The organism is Haloarcula mannanilytica (assembly GCF_005406125.1).
Lineage (GTDB): Archaea > Halobacteriota > Halobacteria > Halobacteriales > Haloarculaceae > Haloarcula > Haloarcula mannanilytica.
This window is the reverse complement of the sequence record NZ_BIXZ01000001.1, coordinates 959,294-979,591: the sequence shown is the minus strand read 5'-3', so window position 1 is coordinate 979,591 and position 20,298 is coordinate 959,294. Positions and strand designations below refer to the sequence as shown.

At 65.1% G+C, this 20,298-nt stretch carries 22 protein-coding genes; 12 read left to right on the top strand and 10 right to left on the bottom strand.

The annotated features are described in order from the left end of the window. Positions 1-29 precede the first annotated feature (29 nt). On the top strand, positions 30-926 hold the full coding sequence (gene map / locus Harman_RS04985; protein WP_137682693.1) for a type II methionyl aminopeptidase: 897 nt from the start codon (positions 30-32) through the stop codon (positions 924-926). A gap of 290 nt (positions 927-1,216) precedes the next feature. Here map and Harman_RS21735 read toward each other — a convergent pair whose 3' ends face one another. Further along, on the bottom strand, positions 1,217-1,414 hold the full coding sequence (locus Harman_RS21735; protein ID WP_137682692.1) for a DUF7835 family putative zinc beta-ribbon protein: 198 nt from the start codon (positions 1,412-1,414) through the stop codon (positions 1,217-1,219). Between the two features lie 243 nt (positions 1,415-1,657). On the opposite strand from Harman_RS21735, the gene Harman_RS04975 reads away from it, so the two are divergent. The 3 genes from Harman_RS04975 to Harman_RS04965 all read left to right on the top strand — a co-directional run bounded on the left by Harman_RS04975 (position 1,658) and on the right by Harman_RS04965 (position 3,710). Continuing rightward, entirely contained in the window at positions 1,658-2,200 is a 543-nt protein-coding gene (locus Harman_RS04975) for an HIT family protein (protein ID WP_137682691.1), read from the top strand. A 175-nt stretch (positions 2,201-2,375) separates the two neighbouring features. After that, on the top strand, positions 2,376-3,290 hold the full coding sequence (locus Harman_RS04970; protein ID WP_137682690.1) for a cation diffusion facilitator family transporter: 915 nt from the start codon (positions 2,376-2,378) through the stop codon (positions 3,288-3,290). Positions 3,291-3,323: 33 nt separating this feature from the next. Beyond that, the gene (locus Harman_RS04965) at positions 3,324-3,710 is read left to right on the top strand and encodes a DoxX family protein (protein ID WP_137682689.1); all 387 of its coding nucleotides are present in this window, start codon (positions 3,324-3,326) and stop codon (positions 3,708-3,710) included. Between the two features lie 38 nt (positions 3,711-3,748). Here the strand turns inward: Harman_RS04965 and Harman_RS04960 are convergent, their stop codons facing one another. Together Harman_RS04960 and deoC are read right to left on the bottom strand one after the other, a co-directional pair. After that, positions 3,749-5,032 carry a tRNA (N(6)-L-threonylcarbamoyladenosine(37)-C(2))-methylthiotransferase gene (locus tag Harman_RS04960; RefSeq protein ID WP_137682688.1) on the bottom strand — a complete coding sequence of 428 codons (1,284 nt, stop codon included), beginning with the start codon at positions 5,030-5,032 and terminating at the stop codon, positions 3,749-3,751. A 50-nt stretch (positions 5,033-5,082) separates the two neighbouring features. Next, complete coding sequence (gene deoC / locus Harman_RS04955) at positions 5,083-5,808, bottom strand: deoxyribose-phosphate aldolase (protein WP_137682687.1); 726 nt, start codon at positions 5,806-5,808, stop codon at positions 5,083-5,085. Between the two features lie 100 nt (positions 5,809-5,908). On the opposite strand from deoC, the gene Harman_RS04950 reads away from it, so the two are divergent. Continuing rightward, positions 5,909-6,745, top strand: coding sequence for a DUF63 family protein (locus Harman_RS04950; protein ID WP_137682686.1), 837 nt, complete (start codon positions 5,909-5,911; stop codon positions 6,743-6,745). A gap of 7 nt (positions 6,746-6,752) precedes the next feature. Here the strand turns inward: Harman_RS04950 and Harman_RS04945 are convergent, their stop codons facing one another. Beyond that, entirely contained in the window at positions 6,753-7,166 is a 414-nt protein-coding gene (locus Harman_RS04945; protein ID WP_137682685.1) for a hypothetical protein, read from the bottom strand. A 256-nt stretch (positions 7,167-7,422) separates the two neighbouring features. Between Harman_RS04945 and Harman_RS04940 the strand changes: the two genes are divergently transcribed. After that, positions 7,423-7,818 (top strand): hypothetical protein, encoded by a 396-nt coding sequence (locus Harman_RS04940; RefSeq protein ID WP_235007154.1) that lies wholly within the window; start codon positions 7,423-7,425, stop codon positions 7,816-7,818. On the opposite strand, the gene Harman_RS04935 is transcribed toward Harman_RS04940, so the two are convergent. Next, a complete protein-coding gene (locus Harman_RS04935; protein WP_137682683.1) occupies positions 7,819-8,040 on the bottom strand; it encodes a hypothetical protein in 222 nt (73 codons plus the stop codon). It abuts the gene before it with no gap. 85 nt (positions 8,041-8,125) lie between these two features. On the opposite strand from Harman_RS04935, the gene Harman_RS04930 reads away from it, so the two are divergent. After that, positions 8,126-8,851, top strand: a complete 726-nt coding sequence (locus Harman_RS04930; RefSeq protein WP_137682682.1) for a nucleoside phosphorylase — start codon at positions 8,126-8,128, stop codon at positions 8,849-8,851. Between the two features lie 77 nt (positions 8,852-8,928). Then, the gene (locus Harman_RS04925) at positions 8,929-10,443 is read left to right on the top strand and encodes an HPP family protein (RefSeq protein ID WP_137682681.1); all 1,515 of its coding nucleotides are present in this window, start codon (positions 8,929-8,931) and stop codon (positions 10,441-10,443) included. Here the strand turns inward: Harman_RS04925 and Harman_RS04920 are convergent. Continuing rightward, positions 10,440-11,609: an NAD-binding protein gene (locus tag Harman_RS04920; protein ID WP_137682680.1), complete on the bottom strand. Its 1,170-nt coding sequence runs from the start codon at positions 11,607-11,609 to the stop codon at positions 10,440-10,442. The genes Harman_RS04925 and Harman_RS04920 overlap by 4 nt on opposite strands. Positions 11,610-11,638: 29 nt before the next feature. Here Harman_RS04920 and Harman_RS04915 point away from each other — a divergent pair, with 29 nt between their 5' ends. From Harman_RS04915 to Harman_RS04905, 3 genes are all read left to right on the top strand, one after another. Then, positions 11,639-12,919: a potassium channel family protein gene (locus tag Harman_RS04915; protein WP_137682679.1), complete on the top strand. Its 1,281-nt coding sequence runs from the start codon at positions 11,639-11,641 to the stop codon at positions 12,917-12,919. Beyond that, positions 12,916-14,652, top strand: a complete 1,737-nt coding sequence (locus Harman_RS04910) for a TrkA C-terminal domain-containing protein (RefSeq protein WP_137682678.1) — start codon at positions 12,916-12,918, stop codon at positions 14,650-14,652. Before Harman_RS04915 ends, Harman_RS04910 begins: the two co-directional genes overlap by 4 nt. 132 nt (positions 14,653-14,784) lie before the next feature. Further along, positions 14,785-15,063, top strand: coding sequence for a ubiquitin-like small modifier protein 1 (locus Harman_RS04905; protein ID WP_137682677.1), 279 nt, complete (start codon positions 14,785-14,787; stop codon positions 15,061-15,063). Between the two features lie 18 nt (positions 15,064-15,081). On the opposite strand, the gene Harman_RS04900 is transcribed toward Harman_RS04905, so the two are convergent. From Harman_RS04900 to gatD, 3 genes are all read right to left on the bottom strand, one after another. Next, complete coding sequence (locus Harman_RS04900) at positions 15,082-16,737, bottom strand: sensor histidine kinase (protein WP_137682676.1); 1,656 nt, start codon at positions 16,735-16,737, stop codon at positions 15,082-15,084. A gap of 61 nt (positions 16,738-16,798) precedes the next feature. After that, complete coding sequence (locus Harman_RS04895; RefSeq protein ID WP_137682675.1) at positions 16,799-17,689, bottom strand: GNAT family N-acetyltransferase; 891 nt, start codon at positions 17,687-17,689, stop codon at positions 16,799-16,801. A 45-nt stretch (positions 17,690-17,734) separates the two neighbouring features. Beyond that, complete coding sequence (gene gatD, locus Harman_RS04890; protein WP_137682674.1) at positions 17,735-18,982, bottom strand: Glu-tRNA(Gln) amidotransferase subunit GatD; 1,248 nt, start codon at positions 18,980-18,982, stop codon at positions 17,735-17,737. A 95-nt stretch (positions 18,983-19,077) separates the two neighbouring features. On the opposite strand from gatD, the gene Harman_RS04885 reads away from it, so the two are divergent. Beyond that, positions 19,078-19,587, top strand: coding sequence for a hypothetical protein (locus Harman_RS04885; protein ID WP_137682673.1), 510 nt, complete (start codon positions 19,078-19,080; stop codon positions 19,585-19,587). 9 nt (positions 19,588-19,596) lie between these two features. Here Harman_RS04885 and Harman_RS04880 read toward each other — a convergent pair whose 3' ends face one another. Further along, positions 19,597-20,244 (bottom strand): ArsR/SmtB family transcription factor, encoded by a 648-nt coding sequence (locus Harman_RS04880; RefSeq protein ID WP_137682672.1) that lies wholly within the window; start codon positions 20,242-20,244, stop codon positions 19,597-19,599. Between the last annotated feature and the right edge of the window lie 54 nt (positions 20,245-20,298).

The following is a 20,298-nucleotide window of genomic DNA, read 5'->3' as shown; positions in this document are numbered from 1 at the left end:
CTTTGCCCGCCACCGACCAACCGGCGTGCATGACCGACGTGGACCTCGACAGCGAGCAGTACGAGAAATGCCGCGAAGCGGGCGAGATTCTGGCACAGGTGCGCGACGAGGCGGCCGAGCGCGTCGAAGTCGGCGTCTCCCATCTCGAAGTCGCCCAGTGGGCCGAGGACAAGATCCGGGAACTGGGCGGCAAGCCGGCGTTCCCGGTGAACATCTCCATCGACGAGGAGGCGGCCCACGCCACGCCCGAGCGCGACGATGACGCCACCTTCGGCGAGGAGATGATTAACCTCGATATCGGCGTCCACGTCGATGGGTGGCTCGCTGACACCGCCGTGACGGTCGACCTCTCCGGGCAGGACGAACTCGCCGAGGCACCCGCCGAAGCGCTCGACGCCGCACTGGACGTTGCTGGTCCCGGCGTCGACGTGGGCCAGATCGGTGCGGCCGTCGAGGAGGTCATCGAAGGGTACGGCTACAACCCTGTCGTGAACCTCACCGGTCACGGCCTGGGCCACTGGGAACAGCACACGTCGCCGAACATCCCGAACCGCGAGGTTGCACAGGGCGCGACACTCGACGTAGGTGACGTGGTCGCAATCGAGCCCTTCGCCACCGACGGCCGCGGCAAGGTTCAGGAAGGGGCCGACGAGGAGATTTTCGCGCTCGAACGCGAGGGTTCAGTCCGGAACCGCCAGGCTCGACAGGTTCTCGAACAGATCACTGAAGAGTACCGTACGCTCCCCTTCGCCGCCCGTTGGCTGGACTCGCCCCGGGCGGAGATGGCGCTCCGTCGCCTGAAGCAACAGGACATCGTCCACGGGTACCCAGTTCTCAAGGAGCAGGACGGGGCCTACGTCAGCCAGAAGGAACACACTGTCATCATCACCGAGGACGGCTGTGAAGTGACGACTCGTTCGCGGTAGCGGCTCGCATCCGAACCCGGTGCTCCACCGGGTCGACAACTATTGCACTGCTATCGACTGCTGTGAGTGGCATCGCTCCGTGTTTCGGTTGAAAGGGTGTGATGGAATGGGGTGTGTGGGCCACGCAGTCAGCAACCACGTGGCGTACGGAAACGGTGGGGTGGGGGGTGTGTGGGCCACGCAGTCAGCAACCACGTGGCGTACGGAAACGGTGGGGTGGGGGGTGTGTGGGCCACGCAGTCAGAGACCGCGTGGCGTACGGAAACGGTGGGGTGGGGGTGTGGGGATGGTCAGGCGTTGTTCATCCGCGTCGACGTGGTTGTGCCACAGACTTGACACTCGCTGAGCCGGTACGGCTCTCGGGAAAACGCCGCGTTCTCGCGTTTATCTGATTCTGTCTGTATCTGGACACGCACAGCGTGAGGTGTCTCACGGTCACACGCCGAGCAGTGTTCAGCCATGTCAACGCCGTCGTTTATCGCTGCCATCCCACCTGGGACAAACCGGGAAGACAGTATAAAAACCACCCTCCGTTCTGGTCCGTTCAGCACTGTTTATCGCCAGACGGAAGCTGATTTTTGTGGAATACGGGTACAGAGTCGGCGAAAACGTTTAATCGTCTCTCTACAGCCGTAGAACGCAATCTATCTTCGTGAACGGCCAACAATTTTATATACGTATTTCACAGCCCCAGTCACGTCGTTTTTGCTGGTGGCTCGACAAGCGGTGGTATGGACAAGGTGTTCGCACCGTGGCGCATCGAGTGGGTCGAACGCGAGGAGACGAACCCGGATGTCGACTGCGTGTTCTGTGCGTTCCAGAGCGAGGACGCCGACCGGGAAAACAACCTCGTGGCGCGAAGCGACCACGCCTTCGTCCTCCTGAACAACTACCCGTACAACCCCGGTCACGTGATGGTCATTCCCCACACCCACACCGGCGAGTACGGTGACCTCGACGATGAGACGCTGCTTGACCACGCCCGACTGAAACAGCGGACCTTCGACGCCCTCGAAACCGCGCTGTCCCCGGATGCGTTCAACGCCGGGCTGAACCTCGGTGGCTCCGCCGCTGGGGGGTCCATCGACGACCACCTCCACACACATATCGTTCCGCGGTGGAACGGCGACACTAACTTCATGCCGGTCATCAGTGACACGAAGGTCATTGTCGAGGCTGTCGAAGACACCTATGACCGCCTGTACGCCGCGTTCGCGTCACAGGACGGAACGACCGCCCCCGAAAGCAAAGACAAAGCTGTCCGCATCGACTGATAGTGATTCTTGGAGCGATTTACCGGGACGCGCCGTCCCCCGGGGGCGGCGCTATCCGGAAATAATCTACAATAATCACTATGAGACGGCGGCCCAGTGTGGTCGCTGGACAGGTTCCGTGGCGGCCCACCCGGTGTCGAAGCGGCTTTGACGGCGGACAGTTAACGAAGGAGCAATGTCACGCCGCGCGACGCTCAGGCGAGTCGGCCTGCTCGTTCTCGGCGTCAATCTCCTCCTCGTGCTGTTGAAAGCCGGCGTCTGGGTCACCACGGGGAGCTTCGCCGTCCAGTCCGAAGCGGTCAACAGCGCCGCCGACACCGCCTACTCGCTGGTCATCGTCGCCGGCCTCTACCTGACGACGCGCCCGCCTGACTTCGAACACCCCCACGGCCACGAGCGCATCGAGCCGTTCGTCTCGCTGTTCGTCGCCGCCGGTATCTTCGCCGCCGGTGGCTTCGTCCTCTGGAACGCCGGGTCGGCCCTGCTGACCGGCAACATCTCGGTGACACAGGGGCCAGCCGCCGTGCTCGTGCTCGCGTTCTCGGCCGTCGCGAAGTACGCCCTCTACCGGTACTGTCTGCGTGCGGGCACGGACCGGAACTCTCCGGCGCTCGTGGCGACGGCGAAGGACAACCGCAACGATATCCTCACAGCGGGGGCGGCGCTGGTCGGCGTCGGTGGCGCGATGGTCGGCTATCCCATCGCCGACCCGCTGGCCGCACTCGTCGTCGCTGTCGGGATCATCTACACCGGTATCGAGGTCGTCCAGGACAACGTCACCTATCTCGTCGGCGGCGCGCCGCCGGAGGACCTCCGCCGTGAAATCCTCCAGCGTGCGCTCGACCATCCACGGGTCCAGGGGGCACACGACGTTATCGCCCACTACGTCGGCCCCGAGATCGACGTGAGTCTCCACATCGAGGTGGAGGGCGATCTGACGCTGTTCGAGGCCCACGACATCGAGACGGCGGTTATCAAGTCTATCGAGGAACTCCCGGAGGTCGACGACGCGTTCATCCACGTCGACCCGAAGGAACTCGGTGAGTGGAAAGACGACGAAGAGGTCGAGCGGCTCGCTGACCTGGAATGACGTTTTATTAGCTGCCGTGCCATCAGATACCATATGCGTGACGACTCATCACGTAGCTGGGTAGCGCTCGGACGACTGTTGTTCGGTCTCGGTGTCGCCCTTCAGGCCGCCGAGGACTTCCGCGACATGGAGGACGCTATCGAGTACGCCGAGTCGGCGGGCGTCCCCGCACCGAATCTGCTGGCCCCGCTGGCCTCAGGGATGATGCTGGTCGGCGGGCTGGGGACGGCATTCTGGCGACTCCCCCGCGTTTCGACCGGTGCCGTCGCCACGTTCCTTGCCGTCGTGACCCCGACGATGCACGACTTCTGGAACGCCGACTCGGACGACCGGAGCGGCGAGCGCCTCGCGTTCTTCGGGAACCTCGCGATGTTCGGCGCAGCGGTGACGTTCCTCCGTGAGGCCTACGGCGGCGACTAACGACTCGGTTCCGACTGAAAATTTGCGCCACAACCCGTTTAATCCGCCAACTGCGCCCGCTCGACCGGCTCGCCGAAGGCGTAGACGGTGTTGTGGCTCGTGATCTCCACGTCGACCGTGTCACCGATTTCCAGCCCGCGCTCCTGTGCGTCGGCGATGACGACCTGCCGGTAGGCCTCGTCGTAGCCCACCAGCGACTCGTCGGTGCCGTCCTCGACGAGCAACACCGAGGACGTGCGGCCGACCATCTCCTCGTAGGCCTCGGCCATGAGTTCCATCTTCGCCTCGCTCATCTCCTTCGAGCGGTCCTTCTTCGTCTGGCCGCCCAGGCCCTTCATATCGGCGGCGTCGGTGCCGGGCCGCTTGGAGAAGCGCGTGACGTTGATTTTCTCGGGACGGGTCTCGCGCAGCAGCGCCATCGACTCCTCGTGGTCGGCCGGTTCCTCCGTCGGGAAGCCGACGATGAAGTCCGTCGACAGCGTCCAGTAGTCCAGGTGGTCGTCCAGCGTCTCGACGACCTCCAGGTACTCCGAGACGGCGTGCTGGCGGCGCATATCGGCCAACACGTCGTCGCTGCCGGACTGGACTGGCGCGTGGATGAAGTTGTACAGTTCGTCGTGTTCGGCGAACACCCGCGCCAATTCCTCGCGGACGCCGTGGAGGCCCTTCGGGTTCGCCATGCCAACCCGCACCCGGAAATCGCCGTCGATGTCCGTGCAGATGCGGTCCAGTAGCTCCGGCAGCAGGCTCGTTCCCTTGTTCGTGTCCCAGCCGTAGACGCCGGTGTCCTGGCCGGTGATGCGGATTTCCTTCGCGCCGGCGTGGACCAGCGCGCGGGCTTTCTCGACGTTCTCCTCGACGGAGGGTGATTCGATCTTCCCGGTTGCCTGCTTGGTGATGCAATAGGAACAGTCCGACATACAGCCCCGGGCGATGGGGAGGATGCCGACAACGCCGTTGAGCACCGTCTCAGTGTCCGGTGTGATCGTCGGACACTCGCCGTTGAGGACGTACTGCGGCACGTCGTCCCAGTGGAGTACCTCGGCGTCGATGTCGGCGTCCTGGAACTCCTCGCCCTGCGCGAGTGCCATACAGCCCGTGACGACGAGGTCCGCTGGCGTTTCCGCATCGAGTTCTTTGGCCCGTGCGAGCATGTTGCGCTCGGTTTTCTCAAGTACCGTGCAGGTGTTGAGGATCGCCACGTCGGCGGCCTCCGGCCCATCGGCGGGGTGGTGCCCGCCCTCCCGGAGCGCCTGCTCGATCTGCTGGGTCTCACCTCTGTTCGAGGTGCACCCGTACGTCTCGATGTGATACCGGGCCATTCATCCGAACACTATCGCCAGGACGGCAAAAGGGCGACGGATTGGTCCGGTCAGTAACCGTCGTCCGCGTTCGAGTCGTGCGTATCCGTGTCGGCCGTGTCCGCGTCGTCCGGGTCTGGTTCCGTCTCGGTCGGGGTTTCGCCCTCCGTCGCGGCTTGCCACTCCCGAACGATGGTGTCGCCGCTGGAGGCCCCGATGCGCTCCGCGCCGGCGTCGAACATCGCCTTCGCCTTCTCCCACGATCCGACGCCGCCGCTGGCTTTCACCGGGAGGTACTTGCTGAGAATCTCCACGTCGTGGACCGTCGCGCCGCCCTCGCTGAACCCCGTCGCGGTCTTGAGGTACGCAGCGTCGGCGTCGGCGGCGAGTTGCCCGACCCGTTCGAGTTCGTCGTCGGAAAGCAGCGGCGCTTCGACGATGACCTTCACGGGTATCGGGACGCTGGCGACGACTTCGGTGATGTGGTCACGGACGGCATCGTCCTCGCCGGCCTTGAGAAGGCCGACGTTACACACCATGTCCAGTTCCTCGGCTCCGGTCTCCCAGGCGAGTTTGGCCGCCTGGCAGACGCTGTCGGTCTGGCCCTGGCCGTGTGGGAAGTCGATGACGGCCGTGAGCGGGACGTTCGCGTACTCCATCGCCAGCGGGAGCGCCCACGGTGGAATGCACGCCCGCATCCCGTACTGCAGCGCCTCGTCGAGGCAGGCCCGTACGTCGTCCGGCGTCGTCGTCGGTCCGAGGACCGTGTGCTCGATGCGGTCTGGTACGTCGTCCATACAGCGGGGTGAGGCGTGGTGTGTACGTAAAGACGACGGGCGATTCCCGCTCTCGGTCGCGTTCGGAAGGTTTTCAGTTACAGGGGGCGGCGTGGGGGACATGGTACTGCCTTCGGGGTTAGCGCTCCCGCCGCTTGAGTACACGGTGGCGCTGCTTGCGGGCACGCTCGTGGTGACAGCGCTGTTGTACGCCCTCGAACCACCGATCGACCAGCGGACCGTCGTGGCGCTGACGCCGTGGATGGCACTCGGCGGCGCGCTTCATGCCTTCCACCAGCCGCCGATTGAGGCGTATAGACCGGTGGTCGCGCCGCTGTTCGGCGCGCCGGCGGTGTATCTCACGACGTTCGTCACGCTGGGTGTGGTCTGGATCACGCTGACGCTGTTCAGTGTCCGCCGGGGTCACAGCGAGACCATCTCGCGTAACCTCGGGCTCATCGGGATCGGCCTCCTGACGGTGTTGCTCGTCATCGGTGTCGTGATGGCACTGCGGTCGGAGCTACTGGGCCTCATCTGGCCGACCATCGCCGTCGTCGTGGCGGCAGTCGTCACCGCGGTGACGGTGCTCGCGGTCGCGCTGTGGCGGACGCCGATCATCGTTCGGATGCGCTACGCGGCCCCGACGGTCGTGTTTGCACACATGCTCGACGGCGTCTCGACGGCAGTCGGCGCTGACGTTATCGGCATCACGGAACGGACGCCCATCCCGGCCCGCATCATGGAGTTCGCGAGCACCCTCCCGACGGCCCCGTATCTCGGCAAAGGCTGGCTGTTCGTGTTCGTCAAACTGCTCGTGGCGCTTGCGGTCGTCTTCCTGCTCGATGACTACCTCGAAGAGGACCCCGTCGAGGCCAGCCTCCTGCTCGCGTTTGTGACCGCCGTTGGTATCGGTCCGGCCACCAACAACATCGTCCTGTTCCTGTTCAGTCCCGTTTGAGAGAGCGTTATTCTGACGGAGAATCGCCAAGCCGCTCCGCTTGTTCCTGTTCGAGACGCTGGCAGCCGAACACGAGCGGCTCCGGGATGTCCGTAGCGTTCGACTGGAGCGATTCGAACACGACGGCCACTTCCTCGAACCGCGGTCCGCGACCGGCGACCAGTGGCTCGGTGTCCCACGTAATGAATCCATGGTCCGCCAGCATTGGCAAGTGACAGTGGTGCAGTTCCTGGTGGAGAACCGTCGGATTGCGCGGAACGTTGGGGTTTACGGCGCTTTTCGGTAACGGGACTGTCTCGTCCGGTGGCGCGTCAAGCAGTGCGATGATGAGTTGCCGCCGCGGCTCGGACGTAACGGCTTTGAAAACCTCGTCCCAGCGTTCTGTCACTCGCTTTCCGTTTCGGTGACGAGATTGTGTCATGGTATAACTTAGCAAGTATATTGCGGTGGCGGCATATATATTATCAGGGTGTAGTATATTGGGTGAACGCCGTTCTGGGCCGGTTTACCGTGTGGTTCCATTCGGAACCCACCGGTCTATGACTATCTGACCGCGCGACACAACGCTCATTTGCACTGCCAGCAAGGGAGTAGACGTGCTTGAATTCCCCCTCTCACAGTGGGCCTTTGTCTGCGCTGTCGCTGGCGCTTTTGTTGGACTCTTGGTGAATATCCCGATGGTGACACAGGACGAGGGGTACCTGCCGGCGTACGTCGCTGCGGCCGGACTCACCCGCGCTGATCCGACATCGGTAAGTCGACCCCTCGCCGTCCTCGTTCATCACGTGACTGCTGTCGTCGCGGCGCTGCTGTACGGTGCGGTCGTCGCTGTCCTCTCGTTCGTATTGCCGACGGCGATCTCGCTCAACGGCGTCCCGTTGCTTCCACACGTCATCGGTGCTGCGGGCGTCACCGCGTTCGTCTACTTCTTCTTCGCCCGCATTGCAATGCCCCGCTTCGGTGGGAGTCTGCAGGACCGGGCTGACGAAATCGTCCGGCAGTGGGCGCTGACGGCGTTCATTTTCGGGACGGCGCTCGCCCTGTTCGTGCCGGTGCTCGTCACACAGATCTGACTACTGGTTCTTGACTCGCTTCGAGAGGTTTCGATAGGCCCCGAGATACAGGAACACGGTCGCAAGCAGCGCGAACGGGGCGACGAGCGCCCACGAGGGGCCGTCCGGCGTCCCCGCACCGACAGTGTAGCCGGTCAGCAGCCCGAGGATGACGCCGGCGGCGACGGCGACACCCGCCGGTCCCCGCATCCGCTTATCGAACAGCGAGAGGTCGTCTGCCATACCTGCTCTCTGTTCGGGTCCTCCCTCACTGTTGGGGCCACGGCGAATCCACTGGCTACTAAACGGTTCCGTCCGACGGGCCTGTATGGCGAAACAGCCGCACCTCCTCGTCGAACCGGGTGACCTGACAGACATCGCGCTCGTGCCGGGCGACCCCGGCCGCGTCGACCGCATCGCGGGCCTCTGTGACGACCACGAGGTCGTCGCACAGAACCGCGAGTACAAGCTCGTCAACGCGACCTACGAGGGCCGCGAACTGACGATCTGTTCGACCGGTATCGGTTCGCCGTCGACGGCCATCGCCGTCGAGGAACTGGAGGCGGTCGGCGTCGAGACGCTCATCCGCGTCGGGACGACTGGGGCGCTTCAAGAGGGTATCGAAATCGGCGACATGGTCGTCGCCAACGGCGCGGCCAAGGACGAAGGGACGACCGGGCGCTACGAGTCGGACACCGTGCCGGCTGTGCCCGACTACGACGTGCTCTCGTCGCTGGTCGACGCCGCCGAAGCGAACGACGAAGATGTCCACGTCGGCCCCATCGCCACGGACGACGCCTTCTACGCGGAGACGGACGAGTACATCAACGACTGGGAGGCCGCCGGCCTGCTCGCCGTCGAGATGGAGGCCGCCGCGCTGTTCTCGCTGTGTCGCCGGAAGGGCCTGCGTTCGGGCGCTATCTGTACCGTCGACGGGAACCTCGTCGAGGGGACCCAGAAGGGCGAAACCGAGGCCGACGAACTCCCCGAGAAAGCCAAGAACAACGTCGAACGCGCCATCGAAATCAGTCTGACGGCGACCACGTCGCTGTAGGTGTCGGACCCGTCTGAATGGCCTGTCGCGCCGTTTCCGGCGGAGGGCTTAACAGACCCTCTCCCGTGCAAACCTGTATGCTCGACCAGCTCCGGGCGCGGCTCCGTGCGGCGGCCAGACGGCTCCGGCGGGTCGAGCGCCGCGAACTGCAGGATTTCAGACGCTGGGCCGAGGTGACCGAGAACCTCGTCCATCTCTCCATGCTGGTGTTCGTGCCGCTGGCTATCGTGCTGGTGACGACGCTGGCAAACGCCGTTCCGCAGCTGAGCTTCCTGCTGTTTCCGCCGCTTGCGGCGGGGTCGTACACGCTGTTCGTCGACCCGACGAGCAAGTACTCCGACCCGAAGCGGTTCGTCGCGGGCCTCACTATCGGCGCGGTCTGCGGACTGGGCGCACTCGCCGTCTCGAACAGCTATCTCACACCCCCGGGCGGCCAGTTCGCCGTCAACGCGCTCGGCGCTGGTCTCGCCGTCTTTGCCACTGGCGTGGTCACCTGGCCGCTGGACATCGAGGAGCCGTCGTCGTACTCCACTGCCTTGCTGGCGCTGCTGGTCGAACCGAACCAGCGAGCGGCGTTCGTCGTGAGTATCTTCCTCGCCAGTTCGCTCGTGGCGGTCATCTTTGTCGTCTGGCGCGAGGAGTTCTACGAGCAGCGGGCGACGTACCTCTACGAGTCGATGTCCGGCGACGACCACGTCCTCGTCCCGATGCGCGGCGAGTCGGCGGGCCAGACCGCAATGCTGGGCGCGCGGCTCGCGGCCGCCCACGAGGCGGGGAAGGTCGTTCTGCTCGATATGGTTTCAGATACCGAAACTGCCGCGACCGAGCAGTCTCTCATGCGGGAGACGATACAACTAGATATCCGGTCGGAGAACGGGTCAGATGCGCCGCCGGCCCGGACCCGTATCGCTGCCGACGGCGGCGAACCGACAGATGCGACCGAGACAGCCGGACAGCACAACCTCGAAGCGCAGGTCGACTGGCTGGAGACCCACGCCGCCCGGATCGAGACACGGACGGGCGTCTCCTGTCAGGTCGTCGTTGCGAGCGACGACGGGTCGCCGGCGGCGACAACGTTGCGAACCGCTCGGGAGACCAACTGCGACCTCATCGTCGCGCCCTACGAGAGCCGACACGGGGCGCTGACGCCGTATCTACAGCGGCTGTTCCGCAGCGAGAACGACATCGTGGTCCACCGCTCGCGCGGTGACCGGACCCGCTGGAAGCAGGTCCTCGTCCCCGTGCGGTCCGTCAGCGACGTGGCCCACAACATGGTCGATTTCGCCACGCGGCTGGCGGGCCGGAGCGGTCGAGTCGCCGTCGCGACCTGTATCGGCTCCGGCGGGGACCGACGCCGGGCCGAGGAGATGCTCGCGGATCTCATCGAACCCTACGAGGGTGCCTTCGAGACACGGGTCCCGCGGACGGACATCCAGACGTTTCTGGCCGACACCGGCCCGCAGTACGACCTGGTGATGATCGGTGCGAGCCGGGACCGAAGTAAGGCCTCGCGGTTCATCTCGCCGCCGACGTTCGAACGGCTGGAGGACGTAGAAACGGACGTTGCTATCGTCGACCGCGGCCGGGCTTAGATATCTGCGTCGTCCTCGTCGTTCACGTCAAGCAGGTGGTCGGCGATGTTCTCCATCCCCTCCCGACCCAGCGCGGACTGGACGATGAGATGGCCGCCAAGCACTGACGGACTGATAACCGTGTCTGCGCCCGCCCGGCGGAGTTTCTCGATGTTCTCACGGTCGGTCGCCGCGGCGACGATATTGACTTCGGGGTTGAGCGTCTGCGCTGTCAGTATCGCCAGCGCGTCCTGGGCGTCGTCGTTCGTCGCCGCGACGACGGCGGTGGCGTCATCGATGCCCGCCCGCTGCATCGGCTCCTCGTCGCTTGGGTCCGCGGTCAGGACAGCGATATCCTGTTGCTGGAGGCGCGTTGCCGTCTCCGTGTCCGGCGTGATGACCACGAACTCTATCGCGCCGGTCAGTTCTTCGATAATCGGTTCCGTCAGGTCGCCGTAGCCGAGCACCAGAACGTGGTTCTCGAATAGTTCCAGTTGTGCGTCAGTCATGTTTCCGAGCGCCTCCGAGAGTCGTTTTTCGATAGCCGGACCGAGCAGTGACCCCAGCGCGATGGCGAAACTGGCCGTCCCGAGGACGACCACCGACATGCCGAACAGTTTCGCCTGCTGGGTCGTCGGGGTCATGTCGCCGTAGCCGACCGTACTCGCCGTGACCAAGGTGTAATAGAACGCGTCGGTCGCCGTCGAGAGGTTGGTGAACTCATCGCGCAGCGCGTACGAGCCGGCGGTCCCGTAGGTAAGTGAACCAATCAGTGCCGCGCCCGCAGCAAGCTGTGCCGTCGAGAGGTCAATCGGCCGGTCGAACCGGCGACGGTTCAACAGCATCGTCGGGAGTGAAATCAGCGAGAGCACTACGAGGGGCAACGACACCGCCGAACTCTGGACGAGACCCTGTACCGCCGAGACAGGTAATAAGACGACGGTCACGACCCACGCGACCCGCAGCCGGCGGCGGAGGCCGACCACGCTGACGAGCAGCGTAAACCCGGTGAGCGCACCGGTGAAACCGGCAGTACGCTGGATACTCGGGGGAATCACCTCGCCCAGTGGACCGCCGATGGTCACGGCACTGATGTTGACGACGCCGGTGACGAACGACAGCACCGCCACTAGCATCGGCAACACGATAGTCGCGCGTGCCCCGAACCAGTCCCGCGGTCTGTCCATACCCATCCAGATTACAGCGTCCGGTGTAAATGTACTGTCCGCGGGCCGGAAGCGATTTACTCACGGACACGCAGGATGGGGACATGGCTTCACTCCCGATTGAGGTGTTGATGGGGATCTATCTGGGGCTACTGGTGGGAGTGATTCCCGCGCTCGCGTCCTGGGCGCTGGGGTTCAGTTTCAAGTATTTCACCGGCGTGACGCTCCCGGGCTTTGCCGTTGCCGTTCTGGCAATCGCGCTGGCCGGCGTCAGCGGGGGGCTCATGGCGCTCGCCGACCGGTCGATTACGCAGGCGCCCAACGCCGAGCGGGTCATCACCGCTATTATCCTCGTTGGCATGGTGTCGATGTACGCCCACAGCAAGGGGGACCAGCTCGGGGCGAACTTCCCGAAGCGTCTCTCGCTGAAGGGGCTGCGCGAAAAGAAACTCTCCGCCGATATGGTCGAATTCGTCGGCGGCCGCGACGAGGTCCGTATCCGCGTTATCGGCGACGTGGCCGATATGGAGGGGTATCCACCGCTGTTGGAGCCGCTTCGAGCCGAAATCCGCAGCGAGGAGTGGCGGTTCCCGGCGGACCTCCGCATCGGCGAACTCGAACGCCGGATGGAAGAGCGGCTGAAATCGGAGTTCGACCTCGGGGACGCCTCCGTTTCGATTGACGAGCAAGGGCGGGCGACGGTGGTCGCTGCGCCGCCGTTTTCCGGACTGTCGAAGCGCGTGGGGAACAACCGCCACGCCGTCTCCGCTGACGCGCTGTTGCCGACCGGCCTCGCTCGCAACGACGAGGTGACGGTGCTGACCGAGGACGCACAGGTCCGGGGGACCGTCGTCAGCGCCCGGTCGGCATCGTCGGCCGATGAGAAACCCGCCGAGACGCCAGCGGAACCGGAGGTCGCCGACGCCGAGACGCCGCCGACACCGGTCCAGGCACCGACGACTGACGGCGGCGAGGGTCGGCTCACGGTTGCCGTCACTCGAACGGATGTCCAGCCGCTCCTGCGCTCGGCCCAGCCGAAAGTCGTGGTCGAACCCCGCGGGACACATCGAGAGTACGAACTCGTCTCGCTGCTCCGTCGAGCCGGCAGCCGGTTCCGCCGGCTCACAGTCCGCGCCGCTGGCCCGCTCGACGGGACGACGCTCAGGGACGCCCACGTCCGGGAGGCCTACGACGTTGCCATCGTCGCCGTCCGGACGCCGGACGGCTGGCAGGTCGCGCCGCGCGGCGATGCGGCCGTCGCGGCCGGCGACGAACTGTACGCGATTGGGTCCCGAGACGCCCTCGACGCCTTCGTGGAGGCGGTCGCATGACGCCGTTCAGTCCGATACTGCTCGCACAGATCGGGACGAACCTGCAACTGGGGTCGATATCACAGGCATTGGTTCAGGGCGTGGTGTGGCTCCTCGCCATCGCGGTCCTCGCCGCGACGCCGGCGGGCGCTATCGCTCTTCTCTACCGCTGGTACGTCCGCGAACGGATTCAGACTGGGCTGGCGCTTCTGTTCGGACTGACCGCGGTCGTCCTCGTTATCGGCGCAACGACTGCACTCAGTGAAGTCATCCTCGGTGACGAGGATGTCTTGGAGGCCGGTGCGGTCCTGTTGAACCTCGCCGCGTTCCTCGCCGGCGGCATCGGGGCCTACGGCGGACTGCGAATCGGAGACCGACTGGGCGTCGATCTCTTCGCCGCGACCGGTGGCCGGAACATCGACGCCGACGTGAGCGAAATCGTCCAGACGGTCGGTCGGGTCACCTCAGTCCGTCTCCCCGAGGACATCGACGATATCATCGGCTACGACCCGATGCCCGAGGAAACCAAAAAGACGCTCGCGAACCGCCGCTTTCTCTTCCCGCGGCGGCTGACGAAAGACGAACTCCGGGACCGGCTGGTCGCCCGGCTCAAGACTGACTACGGCGTCGGGCACGTGGACCTCGAACTGGCTGACGACGGTAACGTCGACTACCTCGCGATTGGCTCGCGGGCGGCCGGCATCGGCCCGACGCTGCCGCCCTCGACGAACGCCGTCGCCATCCAGGCCGACCCGGCCCACGCCGCAAGCGCCGGCGACCTCGTGCAGGTCTGGGAGCAAGCGCCGGCAAAGCGCGTGCTTACCGGCGAACTCCGGGGCGTCGCCGACGACGTTGTGACGGTCGCCATCGACGCCGCTGACACGCCGAAACTCGACCCACAAACGCAGTACAAGCTCGTCACGCTCCCGGTGCAGGACCGCTCGGACCGCGAGTTCGCATCGCTGCTCCGGGCGGCCGACGAGACGATGGGAACTGCGACTGTCGAACCGGGAAGCGTGCTTGACGGCGCAGCGGTCGGCAGCCTGGCGGTCGCCGTGGTCGCGATTACTCGTGAGGACACCGCTCCGGAGACGATTCCGTCCCGGAACCGGGTACTCGCGGCCGGTGACACCATCTACGCGATTGCGACGCCGGACGCGCTCCGGCGGCTGGAGCAAGCGACGGAGGGGAGCGGTGAAGCGGCCACGACGGACCAGTTGGACGACGATACGGACGACGATGACGAACCGCCAGGTGCGTCTGACCCCGCTGACGGTGACGAGCAGATCAACGAGACGGCAGAGTCAGCGACTGACTCGACCGACGCTAAGACTGGTGACAGTGCTGAAGATGGCGACGCAGCCGAGACCGACGGCACGGCTGACACCGACGCTGTCGATTCGCCGGCTGACACCACCCCCGCTGATGGAACGACGAGGAATGACGAAGCGACGGACTCCGGGGCCGATACGATGGCGGAGGCCGCCGACAGCGACGAGTCCCCGGACGACGACCCGCTGGCGGCACTTCGGGACGCCGATCTGGACGACACCGCCGAGGAGCTAACTGCGGACGAGACGTTCGAGGACCTGCCGGGTGACGACACTGTCGAGGTGTGGGACCCGGAAGAGCGAATCAGCGAGGCGGACGGCGAAACTGCTGAAGACGGGACCAGTGACAGTGATTCCGCAGACGCCGAAGGTGGTGGCGACGACGAACCGACCGCTGGCGACGAATCGGAGAAACCGAACTGACGGCGGTGCTCGCTGTTTCCAGCGGAGCGTCATCGAACGGCTGACACGGCGCGGCGAGTCGCTTGTCGGCCGGAAAGCACCGGAGACGCCGCGGTCCGGAACCCTCTTTTGCCGGACGCCCGGAGTACGGATATGGAGTGGAAACTGTTCGCACACCTCCGGGACGCGGCCGACGGCCAGTCGGTTAGCGTCGATATCGAGGGCGACGCCACGGTCGGGACGGCGCTCGATGCGCTGCTTGCGGCGCGACCGGCGCTCACAGAGGAGGTGCTCGACGAGAACGAGGAGTTGGCCGACCACATCCGGGTCCTCGTTGACGGTGAGGACCCGTTCGCGGCTGGCGAGGGACTTGCGACGCCGGTCGACGAGGAGACGGAACTCGCGTTGTTCCCGCCGGTCAGCGGCGGCTGATTCGGATTCCAGTCCGAGTTAGTTTTCCAGCGATTCCGCAACCGTCACGTTCGAGATGACGATACGAACGCCGTCCTGGTAGTCGGTATCGAGCGATACGTCCCAGCCGTGGGTCCGTGCGAGCATGCGCAGGTTCGGGAGCGTCATCCCGGCCGCAGCGTCCGGGATTGCGCCGCCGTACTCGAAAAACGCCTCCGGCGCAGTCTCGCCTGCGGGGGTTCCGTCATCGGTGATGACGATCTGGTCGTCGTTGCGCCTCACCGTGACTGTCGACGCGCCGTTGTGCGCCGCGAACGTGAAGCCGCTCTCGAAGAGGTCGCGCAGTCGGGTCGGATCTGCGATGACCTGCCCGTCCACGTCGGCCGCCATGGTGAGGCCGTTGGTGTCGGCGCGTTCCCAGGCTCCGTCCACAATGGGCTGAAGGTCGACCGGCGTCGTCTCGTCGATTGTTTGCCCGTGTCGAGCCAGCGTTGCGAGTCCATCGACGATTTCTGACATCCGGTCGGCTGTCTCGGCTGTTGATTGGAGAGACTCCTTTGCGAGTCCCACGTCCCCGCGGTTCAGGGCGTCACCGGCGACATCGACGCGACCAGTGATTATCTGGAGCGTGTTCAGAAGCTCGTGTCTGATCGCGGTGGCGAACCCCTCCAGTTGCTCGTTCTGGCGGTCCAGTTCCCGGCGTTGCCGCTCGCTGTCGGTCACGTCGGTGAACACGAGCATGCGGCCGATGTCGACCTGGCCCAGCGAGAACGAGGTGTCGCTGATGAGAAAGTACTCCGTCTCCCCGTTTCGAGTCCGTTCGAGAATCTGGTCGTCCGTTGCCAGAATTTCTGTGATGGCCGGAAGGACGGCGTCGAGCCGCTGCCCGCGGCTCCCGGACAACGTCGGGAAGAGCCGCTGTGCCTCACCGTTGAACTCCTTGATGTGGTCGTTGTCGTCAAGGTACACGACCGCGTCGTCGACGCCGTCGGTCAACTGCACGGCGAGAAACGCCTCGTCGAACACGTAGAGGACGCCGAGTGCGAACAGTGCGACCCCCAGCGGCTCGTGGTTGATATCGAGCAGGGCGTTGCTGGCGTAGCCGACGATATCGAGCACCGCCGGAAGCGCTGTGATGCCGACGAGGACGCCGAGCGGGCGGGTGTCGTAGTCGGCTTCGAGAAACAGTTCAAACAGCATGAAGAAGCCGACGGTAACGAGCGCATAGGAGAGCCCCGTTACGACCCAGTGAAACACGCCGTGCATGATCGTCAGGTGTGGGAACGGGTCGGCGACGAACTCCGTAGCGAAGTAGAGCCCGTGGAGCGGATTGGTGAGCTTCACCGTGACGATAGCGAGGTACACGCTCACGGCGACCAGACGGTACGGCCGGTTCCGGTGGAAGGACCGCCCCGTGTACGCAGAACAGAAGTACAGCCACGCGCCGACCGTCGCGAGGCCGATGACGAGGCTGCCAAGATAGAAGGCGTACCCCAGCGTTCCCGGTGCAAGCAGGAACCCGAGTTCCAGCGCCGCCCAGCCGCCACTACAGAGGAGCAGCCCGACCATCCCACGCCGGGTGTCGGGGTCCTCGATACGAGTCGCCCTGTAGAGCCCGACGCCGCATCCGACTGCAGCGAGGGCATATACCCCAACGTATGCAAGAAACGCAGGCGAACTCCCAATCAAAGCCATCCATGGATAGTGGGGCCGGTCTTTGAATGAGTGTTCCGCCCGCGTTATCGGCTGTGATAACTCACCGAGAACCGAGGCCACCGATCTCGAACACGAAGTCCGGGCACTCGCCGATAGTTCCGCCGGCGTACGCCGCTTGAGCCACGTGACGGGGCGTCTCGGGAATGAGCACTCGCGTCGAGTCGACGCCGAGAGCCGCTGCATCCGCGGCTATCGCCGAAAACAATGCCCGCGCGGCGTCGACATCGCTCCAGACGCCGACCGCGTACTCTGCGAGCCGTTCCCCGTCGCTCTCGGTCGTCCGAACGCGACAGGCCATCCCCTGTGGCTCGTCGCCACCGATTGTCAGGACTGTCTGGTCGGTCGCTAGCCGGTCGAGCCTCTCCCGCGTCAGCGTCGAAAGCGCCCAACTCTCGTTGCTGTCGAGCGCGAGGCCCGCCAGCGCTGCCCGACCGTCGCTTTCCCGCCAGTAGCGCCACGCTGTCGCGGGGTCGTTTTCGACGCTCATTTCGGGCGCTTTGTCTCGGGGTTCGGGGTACGCCCAACGGAACGACGTGGCCGGTTCGAAGCCGGCGGCCAGCGATTGCCCGAGCCCTGCTTCGTTCCAGGAAAACACCATGTTTCGGCCGACGGACGCCCCGGCGTCGGCCGCCCAGTCGATGAGCCGTTCTGTCAGCAACGACCCGAACCCCCTCCCGCGGTAGTCTGAGTCGACGCGCATGCCCTGAAACCACGCTTCGGTGTCGGTGAGCATGACGGCCTGGCAGAGGCCGACGGCCCGCCCGTCCACGTCGACAACGAGCGTTTTCCGGTCCGGGCCATCGGCCTCGACCCAGTCCCGGAACACGTCGGGGATGTAGTCGGCCATCGCGCGGTCGGGCCACACGTCGCTGGTCAGGTCGACAACGTCGTCGTAGTCGTCGTGGCAGGCCGTCCGAACAGTCGGCGACATGCGGGCAGCCTCGTCTGCAGCGGTGAAAAATGGTCGCTTCGATATTTACAGCCAGGGCGTCGAGCGCTGCTGAATCTCGCCGGCCTGGGGCTCCTGCATGGTGTCGGCCACGTCGTCGCTGTTTGCCAGCGCCCACATGAGTTTGACCTTCGCCGTGCCGGGGAGCATGTCCTCGCCCTCGATGACGCCGGCGTCGAGCAGGTCCCGCCCGGTGTCGTACACCCGGTCACAGACCCGCCCTTCGAGACACTGGCTGGTCATGACGACCGGGATGTCCAGGTCCTCGATGGTTCCGATCCAGTCGGTGTTGACGTGACCCAGCCCCGTCCCTTCGATGACGATTCCGTCACTACTCTCGGCGGCGGTTTCCAGCAGCGCGGTGTCCATCCCCGGCGAGAACTTCAGCAGTTCCACGTCCGTCTCGATGTCGTCGTGCAGCGCGAGGTCGACGCTGTCTCGTTCGGTGTACGCCCGGCGGAAGGTGACCGTGCTCTCGCCGTCGATGTCGTAATCGACTTCGCCCAGCGGCTTCGCGCCGACCGTCTCGAAGGCGTCCCGGCGCGAGGTGTGGTTCTTGCGGACCCGAGTCCCGCGATGCAGCGCACAGCGGTCGTCGGACTCGTCGGCGTGCATACAGACCAGCACCTCCGCGCAGTCGCTCGTAGCGGCCTCGACCGCGGAGACGGCGTTCATCACGTTGTCCGAGGAGGGACGGTCCGCCGAGCGCTGGCTGCCGGTAAAGACGATGGGGACCGGCGTATCGAGCATGAACGCTAGCGCCGACGCGGAGTACTGCATCGTGTCGGTGCCGTGCATCACGACGATCCCGTCCGCGCCGGCCTCGATTTCCTCGTGGACCGCTTGCGCGAGTTCCTGCCAGACCGCGGGCGTCATGTTCTCCGAGAGGATGTTGGCGACGACGCGGCCGCGGTAGTTCGCCATCCCCGCCAGATCTGGGACCGCCCGCAGCACGTCCTCGGCGTCGAACTGGGCTGTCACCGCGCCGGTGCGGTAGTCGACCGTCGAGGCGATGGTGCCGCCGGTGGAAATGAGCGAGACCGTCGGGAGGTCGTCGTCGAACTCTATCGCTGACTGGCCCTGTTCGTCCTGTGCGCTTTCGACATCGTACACGTCCGATTCCAGCACGTCGACGGACGCGTCCTCGCGGTCGATGCCGACGTTGTACCCGCCGTCGAGTTTGACGACGAGGTGCTCTGGGGTGCTGGAGGGTAGCAACACGCCCTCGTAGGTCTGGGCCGCGCGCTCGACGCGGACCCGGTCGCCTGCGTTCATGCGCGGCACTTTCCGCCGGTGGGACTTGAACCCACTCGTTTCGGCGAGCCGCCACCCTCCACAAGGACCATACCCCTCGCGGTCCCACAGCCGGTATGGCCGAACGAACCGAGGAACGGACCCGCGACGCAGACGCGTCGGGCAGTGACCTCGGTGTCGATATCGGTGAGTCGGAGTCGGCGGAGTCAGAGGTCGCTGTCGGGGAATCGCACACGACAGAATCCGCTGTCGAAGACGCCGATACAAAAGAAGACGGCAGCTACTTTTCCCTCCGGGCGCTGCTGTTCGCCTTCGGCGCGGTCGGCGGCGGAATGGTACTCGGCGGGCTGATCCCGCTCGTCCCCTTCACCGAACTGCTCGGCGTTCTGCTGGGCGGGTTCATCTACGGACTGCTCGCTAGCGAGCGCCGCTATCTCGAAGTGGGACTTGCAGGCGGTATCAGCGGGGGTGTAACGGCCGTTCTGTCCTTTCTCCCACAGCTTGCTGCGGGGTTGAACGGGACGCGGCTGTTCGCCATCGCCGGCGGCGTGGGCCTCGTGCTCGCGCTCGTCGGGCACTACTTCGGCCGTGACCTCCGGGACGGCCTCACGAAAGACCTGGGCTGACTTTCCTGCTCAGACGATTTCCCAGCCGTCGTCGGTCTGTTCGACCACGTCGTCGTCCGCAAGGCGGTGCAACGCCTCTTCGACGATCTCCGGCGGGGCCTCGATTTCTCGGGCCAGCGCGGGGACGGTGTCGATGCCGTTTGCGAGGCCGCTGACCAGTTCCGCGTACAGTCGCCCGTCGCCGTTCTCGAAGCCGGAGTCGATGCGGTCCCGCACGTCAGTTATGCGGGCCTGGACCCACCGCTGGGCCAGCGACAGTTCGTTCTCTAGCTGCTGAAGACGCTCCAGTTCCCGCGCCAGGTCGTGAAAGTCCCCGTCGGCCGCGGCCCCCATGTCTATCGAGAGGTGGCGACAGGAGGGCATTTCGAACTCGGGGTTGGCCGGATAAGCGCTCTTGGTGCCGAACTCGTAGGGAGAGACACGGACCTCCAGGCGAAGGTTTCGGGTGATAGAGAAGTACTTCCGACGCTGGTCGTCGGTCCGAGACTCGATGAGCCCGGCGTCTTCGAGCTTCTGGAGGTGATCGATGACCGCTTTCGGACTGACGCCGATGTATTCGCTGATTTCCGTGACGTAGCAGGGTTTGTGTGCGAGTAGTTTGAGAATCCGCCGGCGGTTGGCGTTCCCAAGGAGATTGAGTAACTCGGCGGAGTCCATCGATACGTGAGTAGCGGGTCACGGTTCAAAAGCATGACTCTCGTCGGGCGGTTT